This window comes from Rhizobium sp. BK377, assembly GCF_014193935.1.
Classification (GTDB): domain Bacteria; phylum Pseudomonadota; class Alphaproteobacteria; order Rhizobiales; family Rhizobiaceae; genus Rhizobium.
Genome location: NZ_JACIAC010000001.1, coordinates 1,611,417 through 1,632,622, shown reverse-complemented (window position 1 = coordinate 1,632,622; position 21,206 = coordinate 1,611,417). Strand labels below are relative to the sequence as shown.

Annotated in this window: 22 protein-coding genes and 1 other RNA gene; 9 read left to right on the top strand and 14 right to left on the bottom strand. The window is 60.1% G+C overall.

Translation table 11 applies throughout. The features are described from left to right. Nucleotides 1–12: 12 nt before the first annotated feature. The gene (locus FHT92_RS08110; protein ID WP_183823689.1) at nt 13–1,881 is read right to left on the bottom strand and encodes a DNA polymerase III subunit gamma/tau; all 1,869 of its coding nucleotides are present in this window, start codon (nt 1,879–1,881) and stop codon (nt 13–15) included. 43 nt (nt 1,882–1,924) lie between these two features. After that, an RNA gene (gene ffs, locus FHT92_RS08105) (signal recognition particle sRNA small type) lies at nt 1,925–2,021 on the bottom strand. An 89-nt stretch (nt 2,022–2,110) separates the two neighbouring features. On the opposite strand from ffs, the gene FHT92_RS08100 reads away from it, so the two are divergent. The 5 genes from FHT92_RS08100 to FHT92_RS08080 all read left to right on the top strand — a co-directional run bounded on the left by FHT92_RS08100 (nt 2,111) and on the right by FHT92_RS08080 (nt 5,030). Beyond that, complete coding sequence (locus FHT92_RS08100; protein ID WP_183745546.1) at nt 2,111–2,521, top strand: HIT domain-containing protein; 411 nt, start codon at nt 2,111–2,113, stop codon at nt 2,519–2,521. Next, complete coding sequence (gene nudC / locus FHT92_RS08095) at nt 2,518–3,477, top strand: NAD(+) diphosphatase (RefSeq protein ID WP_183823687.1); 960 nt, start codon at nt 2,518–2,520, stop codon at nt 3,475–3,477. Before FHT92_RS08100 ends, nudC begins: the two co-directional genes overlap by 4 nt. A 61-nt stretch (nt 3,478–3,538) precedes the next feature. Then, the gene (locus FHT92_RS08090; protein WP_183746475.1) at nt 3,539–4,234 is read left to right on the top strand and encodes a helix-turn-helix transcriptional regulator; all 696 of its coding nucleotides are present in this window, start codon (nt 3,539–3,541) and stop codon (nt 4,232–4,234) included. Between the two features lie 70 nt (nt 4,235–4,304). Then, entirely contained in the window at nt 4,305–4,526 is a 222-nt protein-coding gene (locus tag FHT92_RS08085) for a hypothetical protein (RefSeq protein ID WP_246735145.1), read from the top strand. Nucleotides 4,527–4,661: 135 nt separating this feature from the next. Then, complete coding sequence (locus FHT92_RS08080; protein WP_025669404.1) at nt 4,662–5,030, top strand: VOC family protein; 369 nt, start codon at nt 4,662–4,664, stop codon at nt 5,028–5,030. Nucleotides 5,031–5,086: 56 nt separating this feature from the next. On the opposite strand, the gene FHT92_RS08075 is transcribed toward FHT92_RS08080, so the two are convergent. Both FHT92_RS08075 and FHT92_RS08070 read right to left on the bottom strand, forming a co-directional pair. Continuing rightward, on the bottom strand, nt 5,087–5,941 hold the full coding sequence (locus FHT92_RS08075; protein ID WP_007813868.1) for a prephenate dehydratase: 855 nt from the start codon (nt 5,939–5,941) through the stop codon (nt 5,087–5,089). An 11-nt stretch (nt 5,942–5,952) separates the two neighbouring features. After that, entirely contained in the window at nt 5,953–6,708 is a 756-nt protein-coding gene (locus FHT92_RS08070; RefSeq protein ID WP_183745552.1) for a 3-deoxy-manno-octulosonate cytidylyltransferase, read from the bottom strand. A 154-nt stretch (nt 6,709–6,862) separates the two neighbouring features. Between FHT92_RS08070 and FHT92_RS08065 the strand changes: the two genes are divergently transcribed. Beyond that, on the top strand, nt 6,863–7,435 hold the full coding sequence (locus tag FHT92_RS08065) for a cytochrome c family protein (RefSeq protein WP_183745555.1): 573 nt from the start codon (nt 6,863–6,865) through the stop codon (nt 7,433–7,435). A gap of 55 nt (nt 7,436–7,490) precedes the next feature. Here FHT92_RS08065 and FHT92_RS08060 read toward each other — a convergent pair whose 3' ends face one another. After that, nucleotides 7,491–8,438: an AEC family transporter gene (locus FHT92_RS08060; protein WP_183823685.1), complete on the bottom strand. Its 948-nt coding sequence runs from the start codon at nt 8,436–8,438 to the stop codon at nt 7,491–7,493. Between the two features lie 405 nt (nt 8,439–8,843). Between FHT92_RS08060 and FHT92_RS08055 the strand changes: the two genes are divergently transcribed. Next, nucleotides 8,844–9,836 carry an adenosine kinase gene (locus tag FHT92_RS08055; RefSeq protein ID WP_183745561.1) on the top strand — a complete coding sequence of 331 codons (993 nt, stop codon included), beginning with the start codon at nt 8,844–8,846 and terminating at the stop codon, nt 9,834–9,836. Here the strand turns inward: FHT92_RS08055 and FHT92_RS08050 are convergent. Continuing rightward, nucleotides 9,829–10,368 (bottom strand): SH3 domain-containing protein, encoded by a 540-nt coding sequence (locus tag FHT92_RS08050; protein WP_183745564.1) that lies wholly within the window; start codon nt 10,366–10,368, stop codon nt 9,829–9,831. The genes FHT92_RS08055 and FHT92_RS08050 overlap by 8 nt on opposite strands. Before the next feature lie 177 nt (nt 10,369–10,545). Here FHT92_RS08050 and FHT92_RS08045 point away from each other — a divergent pair, with 177 nt between their 5' ends. Continuing rightward, nucleotides 10,546–11,547 (top strand): 2-hydroxyacid dehydrogenase, encoded by a 1,002-nt coding sequence (locus FHT92_RS08045; protein ID WP_183823683.1) that lies wholly within the window; start codon nt 10,546–10,548, stop codon nt 11,545–11,547. A gap of 33 nt (nt 11,548–11,580) precedes the next feature. On the opposite strand, the gene FHT92_RS08040 is transcribed toward FHT92_RS08045, so the two are convergent. The 4 genes from FHT92_RS08040 to FHT92_RS08025 all read right to left on the bottom strand — a co-directional run bounded on the left by FHT92_RS08040 (nt 11,581) and on the right by FHT92_RS08025 (nt 14,320). Then, entirely contained in the window at nt 11,581–12,054 is a 474-nt protein-coding gene (locus tag FHT92_RS08040; protein ID WP_183823681.1) for a GNAT family N-acetyltransferase, read from the bottom strand. Then, a complete protein-coding gene (locus tag FHT92_RS08035) occupies nt 12,051–12,875 on the bottom strand; it encodes a molybdopterin-synthase adenylyltransferase MoeB (RefSeq protein WP_183823679.1) in 825 nt (274 codons plus the stop codon). The genes FHT92_RS08040 and FHT92_RS08035 overlap by 4 nt, the downstream gene beginning before the upstream one ends. Beyond that, nucleotides 12,872–13,996 (bottom strand): DNA replication/repair protein RecF, encoded by a 1,125-nt coding sequence (gene recF / locus FHT92_RS08030; RefSeq protein ID WP_183823677.1) that lies wholly within the window; start codon nt 13,994–13,996, stop codon nt 12,872–12,874. The genes FHT92_RS08035 and recF overlap by 4 nt, the downstream gene beginning before the upstream one ends. A 123-nt stretch (nt 13,997–14,119) precedes the next feature. Further along, entirely contained in the window at nt 14,120–14,320 is a 201-nt protein-coding gene (locus tag FHT92_RS08025) for a hypothetical protein (RefSeq protein WP_183823675.1), read from the bottom strand. 274 nt (nt 14,321–14,594) lie between these two features. Here FHT92_RS08025 and FHT92_RS08020 point away from each other — a divergent pair, with 274 nt between their 5' ends. Then, on the top strand, nt 14,595–14,960 hold the full coding sequence (locus tag FHT92_RS08020; RefSeq protein ID WP_183823673.1) for a helix-turn-helix domain-containing protein: 366 nt from the start codon (nt 14,595–14,597) through the stop codon (nt 14,958–14,960). A gap of 33 nt (nt 14,961–14,993) precedes the next feature. Here FHT92_RS08020 and FHT92_RS08015 read toward each other — a convergent pair whose 3' ends face one another. The 4 genes from FHT92_RS08015 to FHT92_RS08000 form a co-directional block, all read right to left on the bottom strand. After that, entirely contained in the window at nt 14,994–15,200 is a 207-nt protein-coding gene (locus FHT92_RS08015; protein WP_183745584.1) for a hypothetical protein, read from the bottom strand. A gap of 206 nt (nt 15,201–15,406) precedes the next feature. Continuing rightward, nucleotides 15,407–16,546, bottom strand: a complete 1,140-nt coding sequence (gene dnaJ, locus FHT92_RS08010; protein ID WP_183745587.1) for a molecular chaperone DnaJ — start codon at nt 16,544–16,546, stop codon at nt 15,407–15,409. A gap of 82 nt (nt 16,547–16,628) precedes the next feature. Then, the gene (gene dnaK / locus FHT92_RS08005; protein WP_183745590.1) at nt 16,629–18,539 is read right to left on the bottom strand and encodes a molecular chaperone DnaK; all 1,911 of its coding nucleotides are present in this window, start codon (nt 18,537–18,539) and stop codon (nt 16,629–16,631) included. 313 nt (nt 18,540–18,852) lie between these two features. Further along, a complete protein-coding gene (locus FHT92_RS08000) occupies nt 18,853–21,159 on the bottom strand; it encodes a transglycosylase domain-containing protein (RefSeq protein WP_183823671.1) in 2,307 nt (768 codons plus the stop codon). Nucleotides 21,160–21,206 lie beyond the last annotated feature (47 nt).

The following is a 21,206-nucleotide window of genomic DNA, read 5'->3' as shown; positions in this document are numbered from 1 at the left end:
TCCTTCTTGAAACTAGAATTCTATGTCGTCGCCCGGCAAGATGTCGCCCTCTTCGGATTCGGCTGCGGCAGGTGGTTTGACCTCCTCCGCCTCTTCCTCCGGCGTCGGCGCCCGTACGCGTACGTCGATGATCTTGGCGCCCGGAAACTGCGCCAGGATCGCTGCAACGTCGGGATCCTGACGGGCATCGCTGACGCGCTGTTCCTGCGCCTTGGCTTCCGCCTCCACCATCGTCGGCCCGCCTTCTTCGCGGCTGGTGCTGACGATCCAGTGGATGCCGGTCCATTCCTTGAGCTTGACGGCAAGCTCGTTAAGCAATGTGCCCGGTGCGCCCTCGGTGAGGTTCACATCCAGCCGGCCGGGCTCGATACGCACCGGCCGCACGAAGTTGCGCACCAATGCCTTGAGTTTGACGTCCCGTTTTTCGCCAGCGAGATCAACGATATCGCCGATCGAATTGACCGGCACGACCGGCTTCGGCACCTCTGACGGCTTGGTTTCAACGCGGCCGATACTCTGCGGCTCCGGATTGGGTACGGCCCGCAGCATCGCTGTCGGCCCCGAGGGCTGTGGCCGCGGTGCCGGCTCCGCAGACCGCGCCGTCACATTCGTCTGGTAGGGAACACGTGTGCCGCCGCCATTACCCGAAGGCGCAGGTGAGGACGGACGTGGCGCGCCCCCTTCATTGGAAAATTCCGCAAGCCGCCGTGCCGCATCCTCCGGCGCCGGCAGATGTGCTGCGTGCGCGAGCCGGATAAGCACCATCTCGGCCGCACCCGCCGTACGCGAAGAGTTTTCCGTCTCCGGAATGCCCTTCAGCAGCATCTGCCAAATGCGCGAAAGGGTGGTAACCGCGACACCTTGCGCAAATTCCGACGCCTTGGTGCGCTCCACTTCGCTGAGCGAGGGGTCGTTTGCGGCATCAGGCACATATTTCAGCCGCGTCACCAGATGCGTGAAATCGGCGAGATCCGTCAGTACCACGACAGGGTTGGCGCCGGCTTGGTACTGGCTCTGGAATTCATTGAGCGCGCTTGCGACATCGCCGCGCACGATATGTTGGAAGAGATCGACGATGCGGGCGCGATCCGCAAGGCCGAGCATGCCGCGTACGGCTTCCGCCTGCACCACGCCGCCGCCATGGGCGATCGCCTGATCCATCAGCGACAGACCGTCGCGCGCCGAACCTTCCGCAGCGCGCGCAATCATCGCAAGCGCATCGGGCTCCGCTTCGATGCCTTCCTTGGCAGCGATCGTCGAAAACAGGCCGACGAGATCGGAAGCACTGATACGCCGCAGGTCGAAGCGCTGGCAGCGCGAGAGAACGGTGATTGGAACCTTGCGGATTTCCGTCGTCGCAAAGATGAACTTCACATGCTCCGGCGGCTCCTCGAGGGTCTTCAACAAACCGTTGAAGGCCTGCGCCGACAGCATGTGCACTTCGTCGATGATATAGACCTTGTAACGCGCCGAAACCGGCCGGTAGCGCACCTGCTCGATGATTTCTCTGATGTCGTCGATACCGGTATGCGAGGCGGCGTCCATCTCGATCACGTCGACATGGCGGCCTTCCATGATCGCTCGGCAATGCTCGCCAGGCACACGAAGGTCGATCGTCGGCTTGTCGATTTCGGCCGTCTTGTAGTTCAGCGCCCGCGCCAGAATGCGCGCCGTCGTCGTCTTGCCCACGCCGCGAACACCGGTCAACATGTAAGCCTGCGCGATGCGGCCCGTTTCGAAGGCGTTGGTGAGCGTGCGGACCATCGGCTCCTGGCCGACCATCAGGTCCGTGAAATCCTTGGGGCGGTATTTGCGTGCCAGCACCCGGTATCCGGTGCCTGTCGAGGCGGCATCCTGTGATTGTCGCTCGGTGTCGCTCATCGCCCTGCTAGCGCCCGAAAGCCCGGGCTTCTTGGAAGAGAAGGTGGGAGGCTGGCACGATGACCCGTGCCGGGCTCGTTAGGGCTGCTTCCTTCCGGACCTGACCCGGTTGGCGAGTGGCTCGTCCACCACCAACCTCCCGGATGCACATATCGGCAAAATCGTCATCAAAAGCAAGCCAAGCTCCGAAAAAACTGCTAGTCCATTGGAAAACATGAGGAGAATGTCCTTGAGCAATTTCGTGCTCGACCGCAGGCTCGAAAGCGACAGCACCAGTATTATGGTCGCTGGCCTGTGCGACGTCAGGTTATCGAAGGATGCCCGCTGGCCTTGGCTGATCCTGGTGCCGCGCCGGGCGGATGTCACAGAGATCTTCGAGCTGACGCCGCTTGATCAGGTGCTGCTGACCTTCGAAATCGAGCTTGTCTCCGCAACACTCAAGAAGGTCACCGGTGCCACAAAAATCAATGTCGGGGCTCTTGGCAATATCGTCCGCCAGCTTCATGTTCATGTCATTGCGCGTTCTGAAGGTGATGCGAATTGGCCGGGGCCTGTCTGGGGCTTCGGCAAGGCTGAGCCGTATGAGGACGCAACCAGAGACGAATTCATAGCAAAGCTGCGGGAAGCCCTTTCATCATGAGTCATTCGCTTTTCGATTCGGATGCGCCACATCCGGAACCCAGCAATCTCACCGCCTTTGCCGCAAACGACCTGAGCCGCGACAGCGAACATCGCGATGAAGGCTCGGTCGAAAAGGCGCTTGCCCGCGAAGGCACGCATATCTTCGCCTTCGCGAAGGACAAACTGGTGCTGAAACATGACGGTCAGGTACTCGATCCGCTCTTTGCCCGCTATGAGCTGCAGGAGCTGAAGCCGAATTGGGACGAGACCGTGCTGCTCGGCTATCGCAAGACCGGCGAACCACGCCTTGCCGTGCCCGTCGGCATCGACATCGAGGATATGACGAGCCAATATAAACCGGTCGACGGCCGTTCGCTCTTTCGCGACGAGCTGGTCGATGAAATGTTGCTCGGCGAATTCGCGCAGGCTGCAAGTCTCATTCGTTGGAACAGCGACAACCAGTTTTGCGGCCGCTGCGGCTCGGTCATGGAAATCCACATCGGCGGTTACAAGCGCGTCTGTACTGCCTGCGAGCACATGATCTTCCCGCGCACCGACCCCGTCGTCATCATGCTGACGATCGACGAAGAGCGCGATCTCTGCCTGCTCGGCCGCAGTCCTCATTTTGCCCCGGGCATGTATTCCTGTCTGGCGGGCTTCCTGGAGCCCGGTGAGACGATCGAAAATGCCGTTCGCCGTGAGACGCTGGAAGAATCCGGCATCAGGACCGGCCGTATCCGCTATCATGCCTCCCAGCCGTGGCCGATGCCGCATTCGCTGATGATCGGCTGTTATGCCGAGGCGAGGTCGCGCGATATCCATCGCGACGAAGCTGAACTTGAGGATTGCCGCTGGTTCACCCGCGAGGAAACCATTGAAATGCTGGAACGTCCCGGCGTCAACGGTAAGGCGCCGCCGCCGCGGGGCGCGATTGCCCATCGACTGATGCGCGATTGGGTCGAGTGGAAACGGTGAGCAAGAAACCGGAGCGCACGGATGATCGTCACCCGTGCCCGTTTGTCTGCATGAGGACGTAATCATGGTCGCCCGCTCCGAACGGCTGCTGACCCTGCTTCAGACGCTCAGGCGCTATCGGCGGCCGGTCACCGGCACCGTCTTGGCCGAAGAAACCGGTGTCAGCCTGCGCACGCTCTATCGCGATATTGCCAGCCTCCAGGCGCAAGGCGCCATGATCGAGGGTGAGGCCGGCATAGGCTATGTGCTGAAACCCGGCTTCATGCTGCCGCCGATGATGTTTTCTGAGGAAGAGCTGGAAGCATTGGTGCTTGGCTCCCGTTGGGTGGCGCGCGCCGCCGAACCGCGGCTGGCCAATGCCGGCGCTGACGCGCTGGCAAAGATCGCCGCCGTGCTACCGCCCGACATGCGCGATATGGTTGATTCGGCCACGCTTTTTGTCGGCCGCAAACGGCAGGATGAGGACAAGGCGGATGTTTCGGCCATCCGCAAGGCGATCCGCCTGGAACGTATCCTTGAACTGCATTATGGCGACGAACAGGGGCGTATCTCCCGCCGCCGTATCTGGCCTTTCGCGCTCGGATATTTCGAGCACGTGCGCATCATCATGGCCTGGTGCGAGCTGCGCCAGGATTTCCGTCATTTCCGCACCGATCGTATCATCGATATGACGATCCATGACGCGCGGTATCCGCGTCGTCGCACCGTTCTCCTGAAGGAATGGCGGGACACGCAGGATACTCCGATCGAGCACTAACACTACTGCCATAAACTGTCAGCAGGTGGCGCTATTATCAGTACCAGTCCAGCAGGAAGGAGTACTGATCATGGGAATGCCTCAAGTCGTTCAATATGCCGGCCGTCGTACTTCAGTCGGAGCCGGAAAAACCCTTCGTTCGCGTCTGGTGCGTCTGTTTGCTGAGAGGTTCACAGGAGCATCATCACGCCGTCCACGCCTCGATCTCGATACGATGCCGCAATGGCGCAAGCGCGATCTCGGCTTCACGGACGGACAGGACTGGCGCGTCGGCGACGATCTCTTCCGTTAGGGCCGCAAGGCCCCCTCATTGATATTCCCCCCGGGAACGAAGCGGCGCTGTCTGCAGCGCTGCATTCGGCAAGCTGCTGCCATAAAATGGCAGCAGCTTGCGGCCGGGCATCTTTCAACCCAATGGAGAACTGAAATGGCTAGCCCCAATCTTATTATCCTCTATGTCAAGGATCCCGCCGAAAGTGCAGCCTTCTATCGCAATATTCTGAGTCGCGAGCCGGCCGTGGAGGCCCCGAATTTCGTCGCCTTCCCGCTCGATGGCGGCTTCACTCTCGGCCTCTGGCGCCGCAGCAGCGTCGAACCGCAACCCTCTGCCATCGGCAACCGCGGTGAGGTCGCCTTCATGGTCGATGGAGAAAATGCCGTCGCAAGGCACTATGAAGACTGGCGCGGCCGCGGCCTGCCGTTCGCTCAGGATCTGACTGAACTCGATTTCGGTCCGACCTTCGTCGTGCTGGATCCGGACGGGCATCGCTTGCGTGTTTGCGAGCCGGACAAATAAATTCGAATATGCACAAAGCCTCTTCGGTCAGCTACCGGAGAGGCTTTGAGTAATCCTCACAGAAGTCCCCGCATCGGATGGCCCTTGTAGACGCCGAGGATGCGCACCTTCTCGGAGAAGAAACGCAGTTCCTCCAGTGCCCGCCGCACATGTGCGTCGTTCGGGTGGCCCTCGATATCGGCGTAGAACTGCGTCGCTACGAACTTGCCGCCGAGTTGGTAACTTTCGAGCTTCGTCATGTTGATGTTATTCGTCGCAAAACCGCCGAGCGCCTTATAGAGCGCTGCCGGAATATTGCGGACATTGAAGACAAAGGTGGTGACGATTTTCTCGTCACTGGCAGCGCGTTCTGCCCATTCCTCATCACGCGACAGCACAACGAAACGCGTCACGTTGTTTTCCGTATCCTCGACGTTCTCGGCGATGATATCGAGGCCGTAGAGATCGGCGGCAAGGCGCGGCGCGAGCGCCGCCATCGAGCGGTCGCCGGTTTCCTTGACGAGCTTGGCGGCCCCTGCCGTATCGCCGGCGATCACAGGCTTCCAGCCGTTGGCGCGCACGATCTTGCGGCACTGGCCAAGCGCATGGATATGGCTGTGCACGGTGCGGATTTCATCCTTCGTCACACCTGGAAGCACCATGAGCTGAAAGCGGATCGGCATGAAATATTCGCCGATAATGTGCAGGCGCGATTCCGGCAGCAGGTGGTGGATATCGGCCACGCGTCCCGCGATCGTGTTCTCGATCGGGATCATGCCAATGTCTGCGTCGCCATTGTCGACCGCCGTAAAGGCATCCTCGAAGGTCTGACAGGGCAGCGGTTCCATGGTCGGAAACATGTCGCGGCTCGCCATGTCGGAATTGGCGCCGAATTCGCCCTGGAAGGCGATCCTGTTGGTCTTGATATTCATGAAGAAATCCGTCAGTTGGCCTTCGCGGAGAGAATGTGCCGCGCCTTTTCGAGGTCGGCTGGAGTATCGACACCGAGCGGAACCGTGTCAACGATCTCGACATCGATGCGCATACCGGCTTCGAGCGCCCGCAACTGCTCCAGTGATTCGCGCTTTTCAAGCGTCGATGGGCCAAGCGAGACGAAACGCTCGAGCGCAGCGCGTCGGTAGGCATAGAGCCCGATATGGTGATAGAGCGGCCCGTTGCCGTAAGGTGCGGTCGTGCGGGTGAAGTAAAGCGCACGCAGACGGCTGTCGGAGAGCGGTGAACCAACGATTTTCACAATGTGCGGCGCGGTCTTGTCTTCCTCATTGTCGATTTCGGTCGTCAGGGTTCCAATATCGACGGCTTCGTTATCGAGCGGGCGCAACGCCGCACGCATGGTTTCGGGATCGATCGTCGGCAGGTCACCCTGAACGTTCACGACAATTTTCGCTTTCCTATCAGGATCGATCTTTGTCAGCGCCTCGAAAATGCGGTCGGAACCGGACTGGTGGTCCCGGCGTGTCATAACCACTTCAAAGCCCGCGGCGGAAACGGTGTCGAACACCTGCTGGTCGTCGACGGCAACGACCACCCGCCCGATCGTCGCTTCCTTTGCCCGTTTCGCTACCTGTACGATCATCGGCAAACCGCAAATATCGGCCAGTGGCTTGCCCGGAAGGCGGGTGGAAGCCATGCGTGCAGGGATCAGCACCAGCACGTCATCCAATTTTGAATCAGTCATTGTTCGGGCCTTCTAATCCGGGCTGAAAAGTGGCAAAAAGTCTCACGCACAAGACCATTTAGACAGTTGCAACGGATAGCCAAAAGACATAGGTTCCGCGCAATTTCAAGATGGTCCGGTTTCTGGTCTGCCGGCTGCAAGGGGAGCATTGCAGATGAATTCATACGTCAATACGGCCGTGGGGGCGCTGCTGGGAACGGTCTTCGTTCTGATGTCGGTCTCCATCGCGTCCGAGGGGATCTTCCATTCCGAGGCGCCGGAGAAGGAGGGTTTTGCCATCGTCGCCGAGGAGGCACCTGCCGCCGGCGGTGAAGGTGCGCCTGCTGCCGTTGCCGTTCCGATCGCGCAGCTTCTTGCCAGCGCCGACGCCAAGGCCGGCGAAACCGTATTCAAGAAGTGTCAGGCCTGTCATGACGGCACCAAAGGCGGACCCAATAAAGTCGGTCCGAATCTCTTTGGTGTCGTAGATCGCCCGATCGCCTCGCATGAAGGCTTCGCATATTCCTCCGCCATGAAGGATTTCTCCAAGGGCGGCAGCGAACATTGGACCTTCGAAAACCTCAACAAATTCCTAGCGGCGCCGAAGAAAGACGTTCCGGGCACGGCCATGGGCTTTGCCGGTCTGCCGAAGGATCAGGACCGTGCCAACGTCATCCTCTATCTGCACACGCTGGCAGATTCACCCGCTCCGCTGCCGGATCCGAATGCTCCGGCTGCAACGCAGTAAGAAGCGGCGAATTTTCAATAAGAAGCCCGGTCTCAAGCTGGGCTTTTTTATTGCCTCAGGCGCCGAGAATATAGGCCCAGAAGGAAACGGTGATTGCGCCCAGCGCCGTAGTCACTGTGATCGTCGAGGCGGCAAGGCTGTGACCGACGCCGAAGCGATTGGCGATCAGCCAGGCATTCACCCCTGTCGGCACCGACGAAGTCAGCACCAGCGCCGCTGCCCACTCGTTGCTAAGGCCGAAAAGATGGCTTGCTGCCCACACGCAGCCAGGCAGCAGCAGCAGCTTGAAGGCTGAGGTCACGCTGGCAATCCCGACATTGCCCGAGACTCCGTATTTCTGCAGCGCCATACCGAGCGAAATCAATGCCGCCGGACCGGCCGTGCCGGCGATCTGCCCGACGACAGTGCTGATTGTTGACGGCATGGTCAGGCCCGAGACATGGAAGACGGCGCCTGCCGCGATGCCGATAACCAGCGGGTTGTGCAGCAGGTTCAGGCCAATCTGCTTCAGCACCAGGGTCATGCTGCGGTCGCTCTTGCCGGAAATTTTGCGTTCGGCATGTTCCATCATGATCGTACCTGCCACCATCATGATCGGCAGATGCACGGCAAGCAGGATGGAAAGGGCAACAAGCCCTTCGCTGCCCACGGTGCGCTCGACCAGCGGCAGGCCAATGAAGATGTTGTTGGCGAAAGCGGAGGACACGCCGGCAAGCACGCCGATCCGCTCATCACGCCCGAAGAAACGCGTAGCGACGAAGTGCCCGGCGGTCCATGTCACCGCGACACCGGAGAAATAGACGCCCCAGAGCCGGAACGGTGACGCGCCGTGGAAATCGGCCTCGGCGATGGTGCGGAAAAGCAGCAGAGGCACGGCGATTTTGAAGACGAACTCGCTCAAGGCATCGCCGACACTTGCGGTCAGCAATCCGACGCGGACGATCAGCCAGCCGATGAGAATGAGAAGGAAGATCGGGAGAACGTCGAAGATGATGGCTGACATTAACTGCTGCTCTGCGCGGGGATTGCCGAGGTCTAACAGCAAATCGCCAGCCATGACAAATGCCATGGGTGCAATTTCTTCCGCGTCGCAACAAAAAAAGCGGGCTCGGCCCGCTTTTCCGCATCCGGTCCTGCCGGATACCCGGGTCCGGCACTGCCAGTTCATCCGTGGTCAGCGCCGTTCCGGTAAGACTGAAGAGATCATCTCTCCCGTAGCCCAGCTCTACGAAATACTGCATGCCGGTCTTTCTAATGCCATTTTTAGACAGGGGAAATGACAGAGGCATGACGAGCAAACGGCAGTTTTGCGAAGAGTTGGAAGGCGGTATGCTGTTTATCCTTTCAATAATGGCAAATTTCGCTAAGACCCATTACCGGCTATCACAAATCCGGGACTTCCCACTTCATGACCAAATTCGATGTTCTGACAGTCGGCAATGCAATCGTCGATATTATCGCCCGTTGCGACGACCAGTTCCTCATTGACAACAAGATCACCAAGGCGGCGATGAACCTCATCGATGCCGAACGCGCCGAACTGCTCTATTCCCGCATGGGTCCGGCTCTTGAGGCTTCCGGCGGCAGTGCCGGCAATACGGCTGCAGGCATTGCCAGCCTTGGCGGCAAGGCCGCTTATTTCGGCAAGGTCGCGGAGGACCAGCTCGGTGAGATATTCGTGCATGATATCCGTGCCCAGGGCGTCCACTATCAGACCAAGGCCAGGGGCACATTTCCGCCGACTGCGCGCTCGATGATCTTCGTGACCGATGACGGCGAGCGCTCGATGAACACCTATCTTGGCGCCTGCGTCGAGCTCGGACCTGAGGATGTCGAAGCAGATGTCGTGGCGCAGGCCAAGGTGACCTATTTCGAAGGTTATCTCTGGGATCCGCCGCGTGCCAAGGAAGCGATTCTCGATTGTGCCCGCATCGCCCATGAGAACGGCCGCGAAATGTCGATGACACTCTCCGATAGCTTCTGCGTCGATCGTTACCGCGGCGAATTCCTGGATCTGATGCGCTCGGGCAAGGTCGATATCGTCTTCGCCAACCGCCAGGAAGTCCTTTCGCTTTACGAAACCGACGATTTCGAGGAAGCACTGAACAAGATCGCCAAGGATTGCAAGATCGCAGCCGTGACCGTCAGCGAGGACGGCGCCGTGATTCTGAGGGGCAACGAGCGCCATTACGTCGATGCGATCAAGATCAACGAATTGGTCGATACGACCGGCGCCGGCGATCTCTTCGCCTCAGGCTTCCTCTACGGTTATACGCAGGGCCGTACGCTGGAGGATTGCGGCAAGCTTGGCTGCCTTGCTGCGGGCATCGTCATTCAGCAGATCGGCCCGCGGCCGATGAAGTCACTGTCCGAAGCCGCAAAAGAGGCGGGCCTTATTTAAAGGCCTCGCCCGGATAGGCGCCCCAGATTTCCGACTGCGCTACCCAGCCTTCGGCGCCGTCGGTCTTTGCGAAGCACCACTCTCCGCTGCATTCACCGATCGTGATCATCACGCCCGGCTCCAGCTTGGCGACGATGCTGGAAGACGGCTGTGCTTCACGGCGGAGGTTGACATAGACGCCTTTGCCCTTGCCCTTCATCCACGGCGCGGCGATAGCGGCACGCTGGCCTGACAGCAGCGACTGGTTGACCCAGCCTTCCGTCCCGTCGGCATCGCGGATACGACGCCAGTTGTCGTATTCCTGGATGATTTCGACCGGCAAGCCCGTCTTCAGATACATCCATGAAACCGCATAATCCGTTCCCGGCCCGATGCGAAGGTTCACGCGCTTGGACTTCAGCGTCACGAAGCGCGGCAGCGGCAGGCCGCTCGGCCCCTTGGCCGCCTGGGCTTGCGCAAATTCGATGGTTCCCGCCGATACGGCAAAGGCAACCGTCAGGACGAGACAGGACTTCATAACTGTGCGACGCATAGAAGCTTCCGTTGGGTCGAATTCGCAGCAGGCCGCGCCTGCTCGCTTTCCGGGATTCCCCGGCCGCCACACGAGTTTTGTTTGTCTTCGCGTGCGGGTCTGGTAGAAAATGCCCGGAACGGGAAAATGATCGCCCATCTTGGTTAAAGACCTCTAAACAAGGCACTGCAAGCCGCTATGACGACGAAGAAAAAACCGAAGGTCTACATAACCCGCAAGCTGCCTGATGTCGTTGAAACCCGCATGCGCGAGCTTTTCGATGCCGAGTTGAATATCGACGATACGCCGCGATCCGTTCCCGAACTCGTCGAAGCCATCAGAACCTGCGATGTACTCGTGCCAACCGTGACCGACCGGATCGACGCGGCCCTCATCGAACAGGCTGGGCCGCAGATGAAGCTGATCGCCAGCTTTTCAAATGGCACCGATCATATCGATGTCGAAGCCGCCGCCCGCAAGGGCATCACTGTCACCAACACCCCGAACGTGCTGACCGACGATACCGCCGATATGACCATGGCGCTGATCCTCGCCGTACCGCGGCGGATCGGCGAAGGCGCGCGCGTGCTGACCGACAGGCCCGGCGAATGGGCCGGCTGGTCTCCGACCTGGATGCTCGGGCGACGCATCCATGGAAAGCGAATCGGCATTGTCGGCATGGGCCGTATCGGCACGGCCGTTGCGCGCCGTGCCAAGGCCTTCGGCCTGTCGATCCATTATCACAACCGCAAGCGCGTCAATCCGGCGACCGAGGACGAGCTCGAGGCGACCTATTGGGAAAGCCTCGACCAGATGCTCGCCCGCGTCGACATCGTCTCGGTCAATTGCCCCTCGACGCCGGCAACCTTTCATCTCTTGTCGGCAAGGCGCCTGGCATTGCTCCAGCCGACCGCCTATCTCGTCAATACGGCCCGGGGTGACGTGATCGATGAAGCTGCCCTCATCAAATGCCTGCGGGAAGGAAAGATCGCCGGCGCCGGGCTCGATGTTTTCGAGAACGAACCTGTCGTCAATCCGAAGCTGGTGAAGCTCGCCAATGAGGGTAAGGTCGTGCTGCTGCCGCACATGAGCTCGGCGACGATCGAGGGGCGTGCGGAGATGGGTGACAAGGTCATCATCAACATCCGCGCCTTCATCGATGGCCATCGACCACCGAATCGGGTGCTGCCGGGCCGGTGACGGCCGGAGCGCTGCCATCTTTAGCCGGCCAGATCAGCCGGCGAGCGCTTTCCGCATCTCGATAAACGTTACCCGCGTAAAGCCCGGATGAGACCTTTCTGCGGTCTTCTCAAACCCCCAGGCCGCGAAGGTCGCGTGATTGCCGAAGAGCTCTATCCGCGTCTCGAGCCTCAATGCCGGAAGCCCGAGATCGAACGCCGTCTCTTCGGCTATATCAAGCAGTCGCCGGCCGATGCCCTTGCCTTGCGCGGATGGCAGAACCGCGAGTTTTCCGACATAGAGGCAATCTTTCTCCGGGCGCAGGAAAATGCAGCCGGCGAGCTGCCCCTTATTCTCTATGGCATAGGCGATTTCTGCCCTTGCCTTCTCCACCAGCGATTCCATCGTCAGGCGAGTTGCGGAGGAGGGCGGATCGATGCGGCCTTCCATATAGGCGAAGGATACGAGAATGAGATCGAGCAGCTCGCTCCAGCGGGCAAAGCCCTCATCGATGCGAAAAGGCGTCATGCGGTCCTGCTCTGCCTCGCACGTCGGCGCTTGTAGCGGATCGTATCGAAACGAGCGGACAGGGCGTCATAGAGCAGCAAGCGACCAATCAGCGGTTCGCCGGCACCCGTAATGAGCTTGATCGCCTCCATGGCCATCATCGTGCCGATTACGCCCGTTAGTGCGCCAATAATACCGGCCTCCGCACAGGCGGGGATCAATCCGGCCGGCGGTGCCTCGGGAAATAGGTCGCGATATCCAGGATTCTGGGTGCCATCTTCGGCAGCTTCATAGGGCTTCAGCACCGTCAGCGATCCGTCGAAACGGCCGACGGCACCTGTCACGAGTGGGATACGCGCTTCTTCCGCTGCATCGGCGGCCATATAGCGCGTATCGAAATTATCCGAGCCGTCGATCAGGAGATCGAAGCCGGAGAGGTGCAAACGCGCCGTATCGGCGGAAAGGCGCTCCGTGAAACGGATGACCTTGATATGCGGGTTCAGCCGAGCGATCGCGATGGCCGCGCTTTCCGTCTTCATTTCGCCGATCGTACCGGAATCGTGGATCACCTGCCGCTGCAGGTTGGAGAGCGAAACACGGTCGTCATCGGCAATACCGAGCGTGCCGACGCCTGCAGCCGCCAGATATTGCAGGATCGGCGCGCCGAGCCCTCCGGCGCCGATGACAAGCACCCTCGCGGCCTTCAGTTTCTGTTGGCCCGCGCCGCCGATTTCCGGCAGCAGGATGTGGCGATGATAGCGTGCGATTTCGTCCGGGCTAAGGGGTTCCATGGGCGTAATGCTAACACGCTCCAAACCGCGGGGAGAAGCGCTATCGCTCATTCGAAAACCCTTCCGTCGGCAACCGTGAAAAACTGTGCCCGCTTGGCAAGTGCCGCAAACATCTGACGGTCCGTTCCCGTCATGAAGGCCTGGCCGCCAAGCCCGTCTATCAGATCGAACAGCGCCGCACGGCGCCCTTCATCCAGATGAGCGGCGATCTCGTCCAGAAGCAGGATCGGCGCATGACCCGTGAGATTGCCGACGAGCCGCGCATGGGCAAGCACGAGGCCGACCAGCAGGGCCTTTTGCTCGCCGGTGGAGCAGCGCGCCGCCTCCATCTGCTTCTCACGATGATGCGCGATAAGATCGGCACGATGCGGCCCCTCCAGCGTGCGTCCGGCGCCGGCATCGCGGTAACGATTGGCGGCGAGCGTTGCCGCATACTCATCTTCCAGGTCGACCGAGGGGCGAGAGAACTGGCCATCCATGAAGCCCGAGAGCTGCAGCGATGCCGATGGGAAGGGGGAGGTCTCGCGGCTTTCCTCAATGAGCCGTGTCAGCAGGCCGAGCATTTCCTGCCGGGCGAGCGCCATGGCAATACCGAGGCTTGCCATTTGCTCCTCGATGCCGGAAAGCCAGGACGGGTCGAAGCGGCCTTCATCGAGCAGTTTGTTGCGGCTGCGCATGGCGCGCTCGAAATCGCTCGCCCGCCGGCCATGTTCAGGATCGAGCGACAGCACCAGCCTGTCGAGGAACCGCCGGCGGTCCGACGAGCCACCGGTAAAGAGCCCGTCCATCGCCGGTGTCAGCCAGAGCACGCGCAAATGATCAGTCAGTTCGTCGACTGTTTTTGCCGTCGTTCCGTTGATGCGCAGCCGGCGCGTCATCGCCTCGTCGCTGGCATCGATCCCCGTGCCGATCTCGACATCGCCTTCCATGCCATCAAGCACGGCAAAGATCGAAAATCCGCCTGTAGCACCGACGCGGGTGATATCGCCATAGGCGGCGCGGCGCAGCCCGCGTCCCGGCGACAGGAAAGAGACCGCCTCCATCAGGTTGGTCTTGCCGGCGCCGTTGTCGCCGGTCAACACCACGTGCCGGCCGTCGAGCGCAAGCGAGGCCGACGCATAATTGCGAAAGTCGGTCAGTTTCAGATGGGAAAGGGCAACCTTGTGCGGCATCGGATATCCGGAAACATCAAGGCTGACAGTTGGAGCCTTTCCTGGTCAGAATGATTCAATCTGACCAGGAAAGGCTCTAAGCCGAAGCGCCAGGGATATCAAGACTGAGAGCCGTTTCGGCTGTCAATGCCTGCGAGGGGTGGGCGGCTCGAGCTGTGCCTCGGCCTCCGCAATGGCCTTTTCTATCCAATAGCGGAGGTCCGGCCGGTCTTCGATCGAGCCGCGCAGGGATTTCAATGAATCGATCATCATCGTCAATTTCTGGCGGCGCATATCGATGACGATACTGTCGTCACCAGATTTTCCGGAGAATGCGGATGTCATGCAGGACTCGAAGCCTCTTGTCTGACTGGTGATAGGGGTTCCGGCGCTGGTAACTATCGTCATATGGAGCGAAATCAACTACAGGCTGTTCAACTTTTCGCAATATCGCCGACAAGTCCTCAAGCAATAATTAGAAGTTGTAGATCCGCTAAGCGAACAGTTATTGAGGCGACGTAATACCCAAAAAAAGTCGGTTGAAATTTGCAACTTGTGGATTGAGATATTCAGCTGACGCTATATGGTAAATAAGGGTTTACCGGGAGAGAGTGCAGCAGTGCCAGATCCGATTGATATCATTGTCGGCCGCAACGTGAGACAGCTTCGCGCCCGCCGACGTGTTTCTCAGCTGGAGCTCGGCGAAGCGCTTGGCCTTACATTCCAGCAGATCCAAAAATACGAGAAGGGCACGAACCGCGTCTCTGCCAGCAAGCTGCATCAGATAGCAGTCTTCTTGGGGGTCGATATTTCCGAGCTATTTGAGGGTACGGGAATTTCCCAGTTTACCAACCGCGTCGAGCTGAGCCCCGAGGCCTATGAACTGGCGGTCAGCTTTGACAGGTTGAGCTCGATTGCGGGCAAGCAGGCGGTCAAGACAATCCTCAACCTCATGTGCGGTCAGGCAACCGAAAACGCCGCTTGATGCGTCGCACTTATCTTTGAAATCGACGGGATTTCAGTGAAGCTCGCGCTCGTGCAAAGCGACGAGCAGGGCGTCCTGCGTCTGATGGCCGGCGTGGTAGAGGTCGATCGCGATGCTGGCGATCGAAAGACCCTGCTGGCTGCGAAGCTTGATGTTGTGTTCGGCACACCATGAATAGAGCGCACCTGCCAGTGCATCGACATCTTCGGACAGACTATTTGAAAAACTCGTTGCCGACATGGAGATACCCTCTGTTGTCCCGGACTGCGGGCCAAAGACAGTATGGATTTCAGGAACTTGCAAGCGTCATCGGATCTGTGCGTTAACATAAGACATCTGCGTTTCGATCTACGTCCCGACCCGAGACAGCTGTCCCGAATTGAAACATGCATGAAAAAAGCCGGAGGCGGCACCTCCGGCTTTTGTAAGCTTGACGGATATCGAACTCAGCCCTCGAAGAATTCCTTCATCCGGGCAAAGAAGCCCGTCGATTCCGGATTGTTCTCCTTGGAGGAGAGCTGCTCGAATTCCTGTAGAAGCTCGCGCTGGCGCTTAGAAAGCTTCTGCGGCGTCTCGATCTGGATCTGGATATAGAGATCGCCCGTCTGGCTGGAGCGCAGTACCGGCATGCCCTTGCCCTTCAGACGGAATTGCTTGCCGGCCTGCGTGCCCTCGGGAACGGTGACACGCGACTTGGTGCCGTCGAGTGTCGCGACATCGAAGGTGCCCCCGAGCGCTGCCGTCGTCATGGAGATCGGCACGGCGCAATAGAGGTCGGCTCCGTCGCGCTGATAGAACTCATGCGGCTTCACCGACAGGAAGATATAGAGGTCGCCCGCCGGGCCGCCGCGCGTGCCGGCTTCGCCTTCGCCCTGCAGGCGAATACGGGTACCATCCTCGATACCGGCAGGGATGTTGACGGAGAGCGAACGCTCTTCGGTCACACGGCCCTGGCCGTGACACTTCGGACACGGATCGGGAATGATCTGGCCGCGGCCGTGGCAGGTCGGGCAGGTGCGTTCAATCGAGAAGAAACCTTGCGCTGCGCGCACGCGGCCCGAGCCCTGGCAGGTGCCGCAGGTCTTCGGCTGCGTGCCCGGCTTAGCGCCGGAGCCGGAACAGACGTCGCAGGTAATCGAGGTCGGCACGCGGATCTGCGCCGTTTTCCCGGAAAAGGCCTCTTCCAGCGAGATTTCCATGTTGTAGCGAAGGTCGGCGCCGCGTTCGCGGCCGCCCGAAGAGCGCTGCCGTCCGCGGCCGCCGCCCATCATCTCGCCGAAAATATCCTCGAAGATATCGGAGAAGCCGCCGCCGGCAAAACCGCCGCCGCCGAAGCCGCCGGGACCACCCATACCGCCATGTTCGAAAGCCGCATGGCCGTAACGGTCGTAGGCCGCGCGCTTCTGCGGGTCCTTCAGCGTTTCGTAGGCTTCATTGATTTCCTTGAATTTGCGTTCGGCGTCTTTGTCATCCGGGTTCTTGTCCGGATGGTATTTCATTGCCAGCTTGCGGAAGGCGCTTTTCAGCTCTTTCTCATCCGCCGTCTTGGCTACACCCAGAGTTTCGTAAAAGTCCGCTTTTGCCAATTTAAGCCCCGGAAATGGATTTCCGGCTGCCATGGTGAGCAGCCGGATGTCTATCGTCTAGCGTTGACCGACAGCCCGCTGATTATGCGGATTTCTTGCGGTCGTCGTCCTTGACTTCTTCGTAGTCGGCATCGACGACATTGTCATCCTCAGCCGAAGCCTCGGCTGCACCGCCTTCGGCCTGCTGGGCCTCATAGATCGCCTGGCCGAGCTTCATGGAAACCTCCATGAGGGTCTGGGTCTTGGCCTTGATGTCTTCGGCGTCGGCTTCAGTTGCTTCGGTCGCGGACTTCAGAGCGGCAATCGCATCGGAAATTGCGGTGCGGTCGGCTTCGGAAACCTTGTCACCGTAATCCTTGAGCGACTTTTCCGTGGAGTGGATCAGGCTTTCGGCCTGGTTCTTGGCTTCCACACCTTCGCGGCGCTTCTTGTCTTCGGCAGCATGCGATTCGGCATCCTTGACCATCTTTTCAATGTCGGCGTCGGAAAGACCGCCGGAGGCCTGGATGCGGATCTGCTGTTCCTTGCCGGTGCCCTTGTCCTTGGCCGAAACCTGCACGATGCCGTTCGCGTCGATGTCGAAGGTGACTTCGATCTGCGGAACGCCGCGCGGTGCCGGTGGCAGGCCGACGAGGTCGAACTGGCCGAGCAGCTTGTTGTCGGCAGCCATTTCACGCTCGCCCTGCGAGACGCGGATGGTGACGGCCTGCTGGTTGTCGTCGGCGGTCGAGAAGGTCTGGCTCTTCTTCGTCGGGATCGTCGTGTTGCGTTCGATCAGACGGGTGAAGACGCCACCGAGCGTTTCGATACCGAGAGACAGCGGGGTTACGTCGAGAAGCAGAACGTCCTTGACGTCGCCCTGGAGAACGCCGGCCTGGATGGCAGCGCCGAGAGCCACGACTTCATCCGGGTTGACACCCTTGTGCGGTTCCTTGCCGAACAGCTGCTTGACGACTTCCTGGACCTTCGGCATGCGGCTCATACCACCGACGAGAACGACTTCGTCGATTTCGGCAGCGGTGACGCCGGCATCCTTGAGGGCGGCCTTGCACGGAGCGATCGTGCGCTGAACGAGATCGTCGACCAGGCTTTCGAGCTTGGCGCGGGTCAGCTTCAGCGTCAGGTGCTTCGGGCCGGAGGCGTCAGCCGTGATGAACGGCAGGTTGATTTCGGTCTGCTGCGAAGAGGACAGCTCGATCTTTGCCTTTTCGGCAGCTTCCTTGAGGCGCTGCAGGGCGAGCTTGTCGTTCTTCAGGTCGATGCCGTTGTCCTTCTTGAACTCGGCAACGAGATATTCGACGAGGCGCATGTCGAAGTCTTCACCGCCGAGGAACGTATCGCCGTTGGTGGACTTCACTTCGAAGACGCCGTCGCCGATCTCGAGGATCGAAATGTCGAAGGTGCCGCCGCCAAGGTCGTAGACAGCGATCGTCTTGCCATCCTTCTTGTCGAGGCCATAGGCGAGAGCGGCAGCGGTCGGCTCGTTGATGATGCGGAGCACTTCAAGACCAGCGATCTTGCCGGCATCCTTGGTTGCCTGGCGCTGTGCGTCGTTGAAGTAAGCGGGAACAGTGATGACGGCCTTTTCGACCTTTTCACCGAGATAGGATTCGGCGGTTTCCTTCATCTTCTGAAGGATCATTGCGGAAATCTGTGCGGGCGAGTAGCCTTTGCCGTTGGCTTCGACCCAGGCGTCGCCATTGTCGCCCTTGACGATAGAGAACGGAACGAGGTGCTTGTCCTTCTCGACGGTCGGATCTTCGTAGCGGCGGCCGATGAGGCGCTTTACGGCGAAGAGCGTGTTCGTGGGGTTGGTGACCGCCTGGCGCTTGGCAGGCTGACCGACGAGGCGTTCGCCGTCATCGGAAAATGCCACCATGGAAGGGGTCGTGCGGGCGCCTTCCGCATTCTCGATGACCTTTGCGTCCTTGCCGTCCATGACTGCGACGCAGGAATTTGTCGTTCCAAGGTCGATACCAATTACTTTTGCCATGTCATTCTCTCCTTGAAGCAAGCTGTCGGAACCCCGGTAAGGCATTTCCCTGACAGCCCCTTACGGGATGGGTCTACTAAGATTACGCAATCGTGATTGCGGTGATGCGGCGTATATAAGGAGCGGTTTTCTGGACTGCAAGGCGAGAAATGGCTTGGAATCCAGCAAAACGAATGTGTTGCATTCAATTTTTACAGTAGGCGGAAAAGGGGCTGCTTTGCACCTTCAAACTGCGCAGATTTTGCATACCAGGCCTTGCATGGGATGTGCTCCCGCATGGGTTCTTATCCCGTCTCAATATGTCTACTGTCCCCTATTGCCCCATGATGAGATCGAGCAGGGTCGTGCGACGTTGCTGCGCCCCTGATGTTGCCTGCGGTCCGCCGACATCGCCGGGCGGCACCATGTCGTCATAACCGCCGGCAACATCGGCGGGCGGCACAGGTCCGCCATTCACCGGCATCGCCGCCTGCGGCTGTCCGGGCGCCGGCGGATAGCGGTTCAGGTCGGTATTGCCACCGAAGACACCGGAAATGATGCTTCCAACGGTAGAGGGCTGCTCGGGTGCCGGCTGCGCCTGCGCCATCGGCTGGCCGCTGGCGGGATCGGAGCCAGGGTCGGGGAGTGTCTGGCCCATGCCGAAAAGCGGTGCCGGCGAAAGCCCCTTATGCGCGGCGACCATGAATTCCTTCCAGGCCTTGGCCGGAAGGCCGCCGCCGGTCACCTTTTTCATCGGCGTACCGTCGTCATTGCCGAACCACACGCCGGTCGTCAGGTTGCTGGTGAAGCCGACAAACAGCGCATCGCGCGAATTCTGTGTGGTACCGGTCTTGCCCGCTGCCTGCCAGCCGGTAAGCTTGGCGCTCGAGCCCGTGCCGCCGTTGATGACGCCCATCATCATCATGTTCATCTCGGCGACGATCTGCTCGGACAGCACGCGCGGCGGATTGTCGTAGGTATTCTCGTAAAGCACCTTGCCGTCGGTGGTGGTCACCCGGCGGATAACATGTGGGGTCGCCTTATAGCCACCGTTCATGAAGGCGGCATAGGAGGCCGTCAGCTCCATGAGGGAGACTTCCGAGGTGCCGAGCGCGATCGAGGCATTGGGCTGCAATTCGGATTCGATGCCAAGGCGGTGGGCGAGCTTGATCACCTGATCCGGCCCGTCATACATCACGAGCTGGGCGGCCACCGTATTGAGCGACTTGGCGAGCGCGGTGCGGAGCGTCACTTCGCCATTGTATTTCTTCTCGTAATTCTCCGGCGTCCAGTTGCCGATACGGATCGGAGCGTCGTTAAAGACGGAATCTGGTGTCAGGCCTTTTTCGAGCGCGGCAGCATAAACGAATGGCTTAAAGGAGGAGCCCGGCTGGCGCTTTGCCTTGACGGCGCGGTTGAACTGGCTCGACGCATAATCCCTGCCGCCGACAAGCGCACGGATCGCGCCAGTACCGTCAATCGAGACGAGGGCGGCCTGCGACGCATCGAACTTGCCGCCTTCCTTGTCGAGCACATCGACGAGAGACTGCTCGGCCTTCTTTTCGAGGTTCTTGTCGATGGTCGTATCGACGATGACGTCTTCCTTCACCTCGCCGACCAGACCCTGCAGCTCGTCCATCACCATATCGGCGACATATTGTCCGGCGCCCGACCAGTAGCTGCGGGCGGAAGCCGGCGTCTGCGACATCGCCGTCTTGATCTCGTCGGCGCTGATATAGCCCTGGTCGCGCATCGCCTGCAGCACGACCTGCGCGCGGGCATTTGCGGCATCCGGATCACGGGCCGGCGAAAGGCGGGACGGAGCTTTCACGAGGCCTGCAAGCAATGCTGCTTCGCCGAGGTTCACGTCACGCGCCGACTTGTTGAAATAGCGCCGTGCCGCCGCTTCCACGCCGTAGGCGTTCGAGCCGAAATAGACGCGGTTCAAATACATCGCAAGAATCTGGTCCTTGGTGTATTTCTGTTCCAGCCAGAAGGAGAGCAACACTTCCTGCACCTTGCGCTCCAGCGTGCGGTCGGGCGAGAGGAACAGGTTCTTGGCGAGCTGCTGCGTCAGCGTCGAGCCACCCTGGATCGGCTGGCCGGTCGCATTATTGACGAAAGCGCGCGCGAGGCCGAACGGATCGACGCCGAAATGCGAATAAAAGCGCCGGTCTTCGATGGCGATGATCGCTTCCGGAATGTAAGGCGACATATTATCCAGCGACAGCGCTTCTCCGCCGGTCGCGCCACGATTGGCGATCGCGCTGCCGTCCACGGCGGTGATCTTGACGTTCGGCGGCCGCTCCGGGATTGCCCACGTGCTGGCGCTTGGCATGCGCGAACCATAATAGAACACGAGCCCGGCAACACCGATGCCGGCCCAGATGCCAAGCACGATGCACCAGTAGACGACCCTGCGCAGAAACGCGAACAGACCGCCCCCTTCGCGTTCGCGCGGCTCGGGACGGCGCTTTGGCGGTGTCCGGCGGGAGGCGGACGATCTCGAAGGGCGTTTGGAGCCGTGTCGCCCATCGATGCGATCGTCGGCGTCGAGCGCGAATTCGTCATCCTCCTCACGACCACCGCGGCCGTTGAAGGACGGTTCGATCCTGTCGTCTGATCTGCGTCTGGCTACCATCGTGGAGCGGCTGAACCCTTGCTCAAAGACCGCGCCCCCGGCGACGG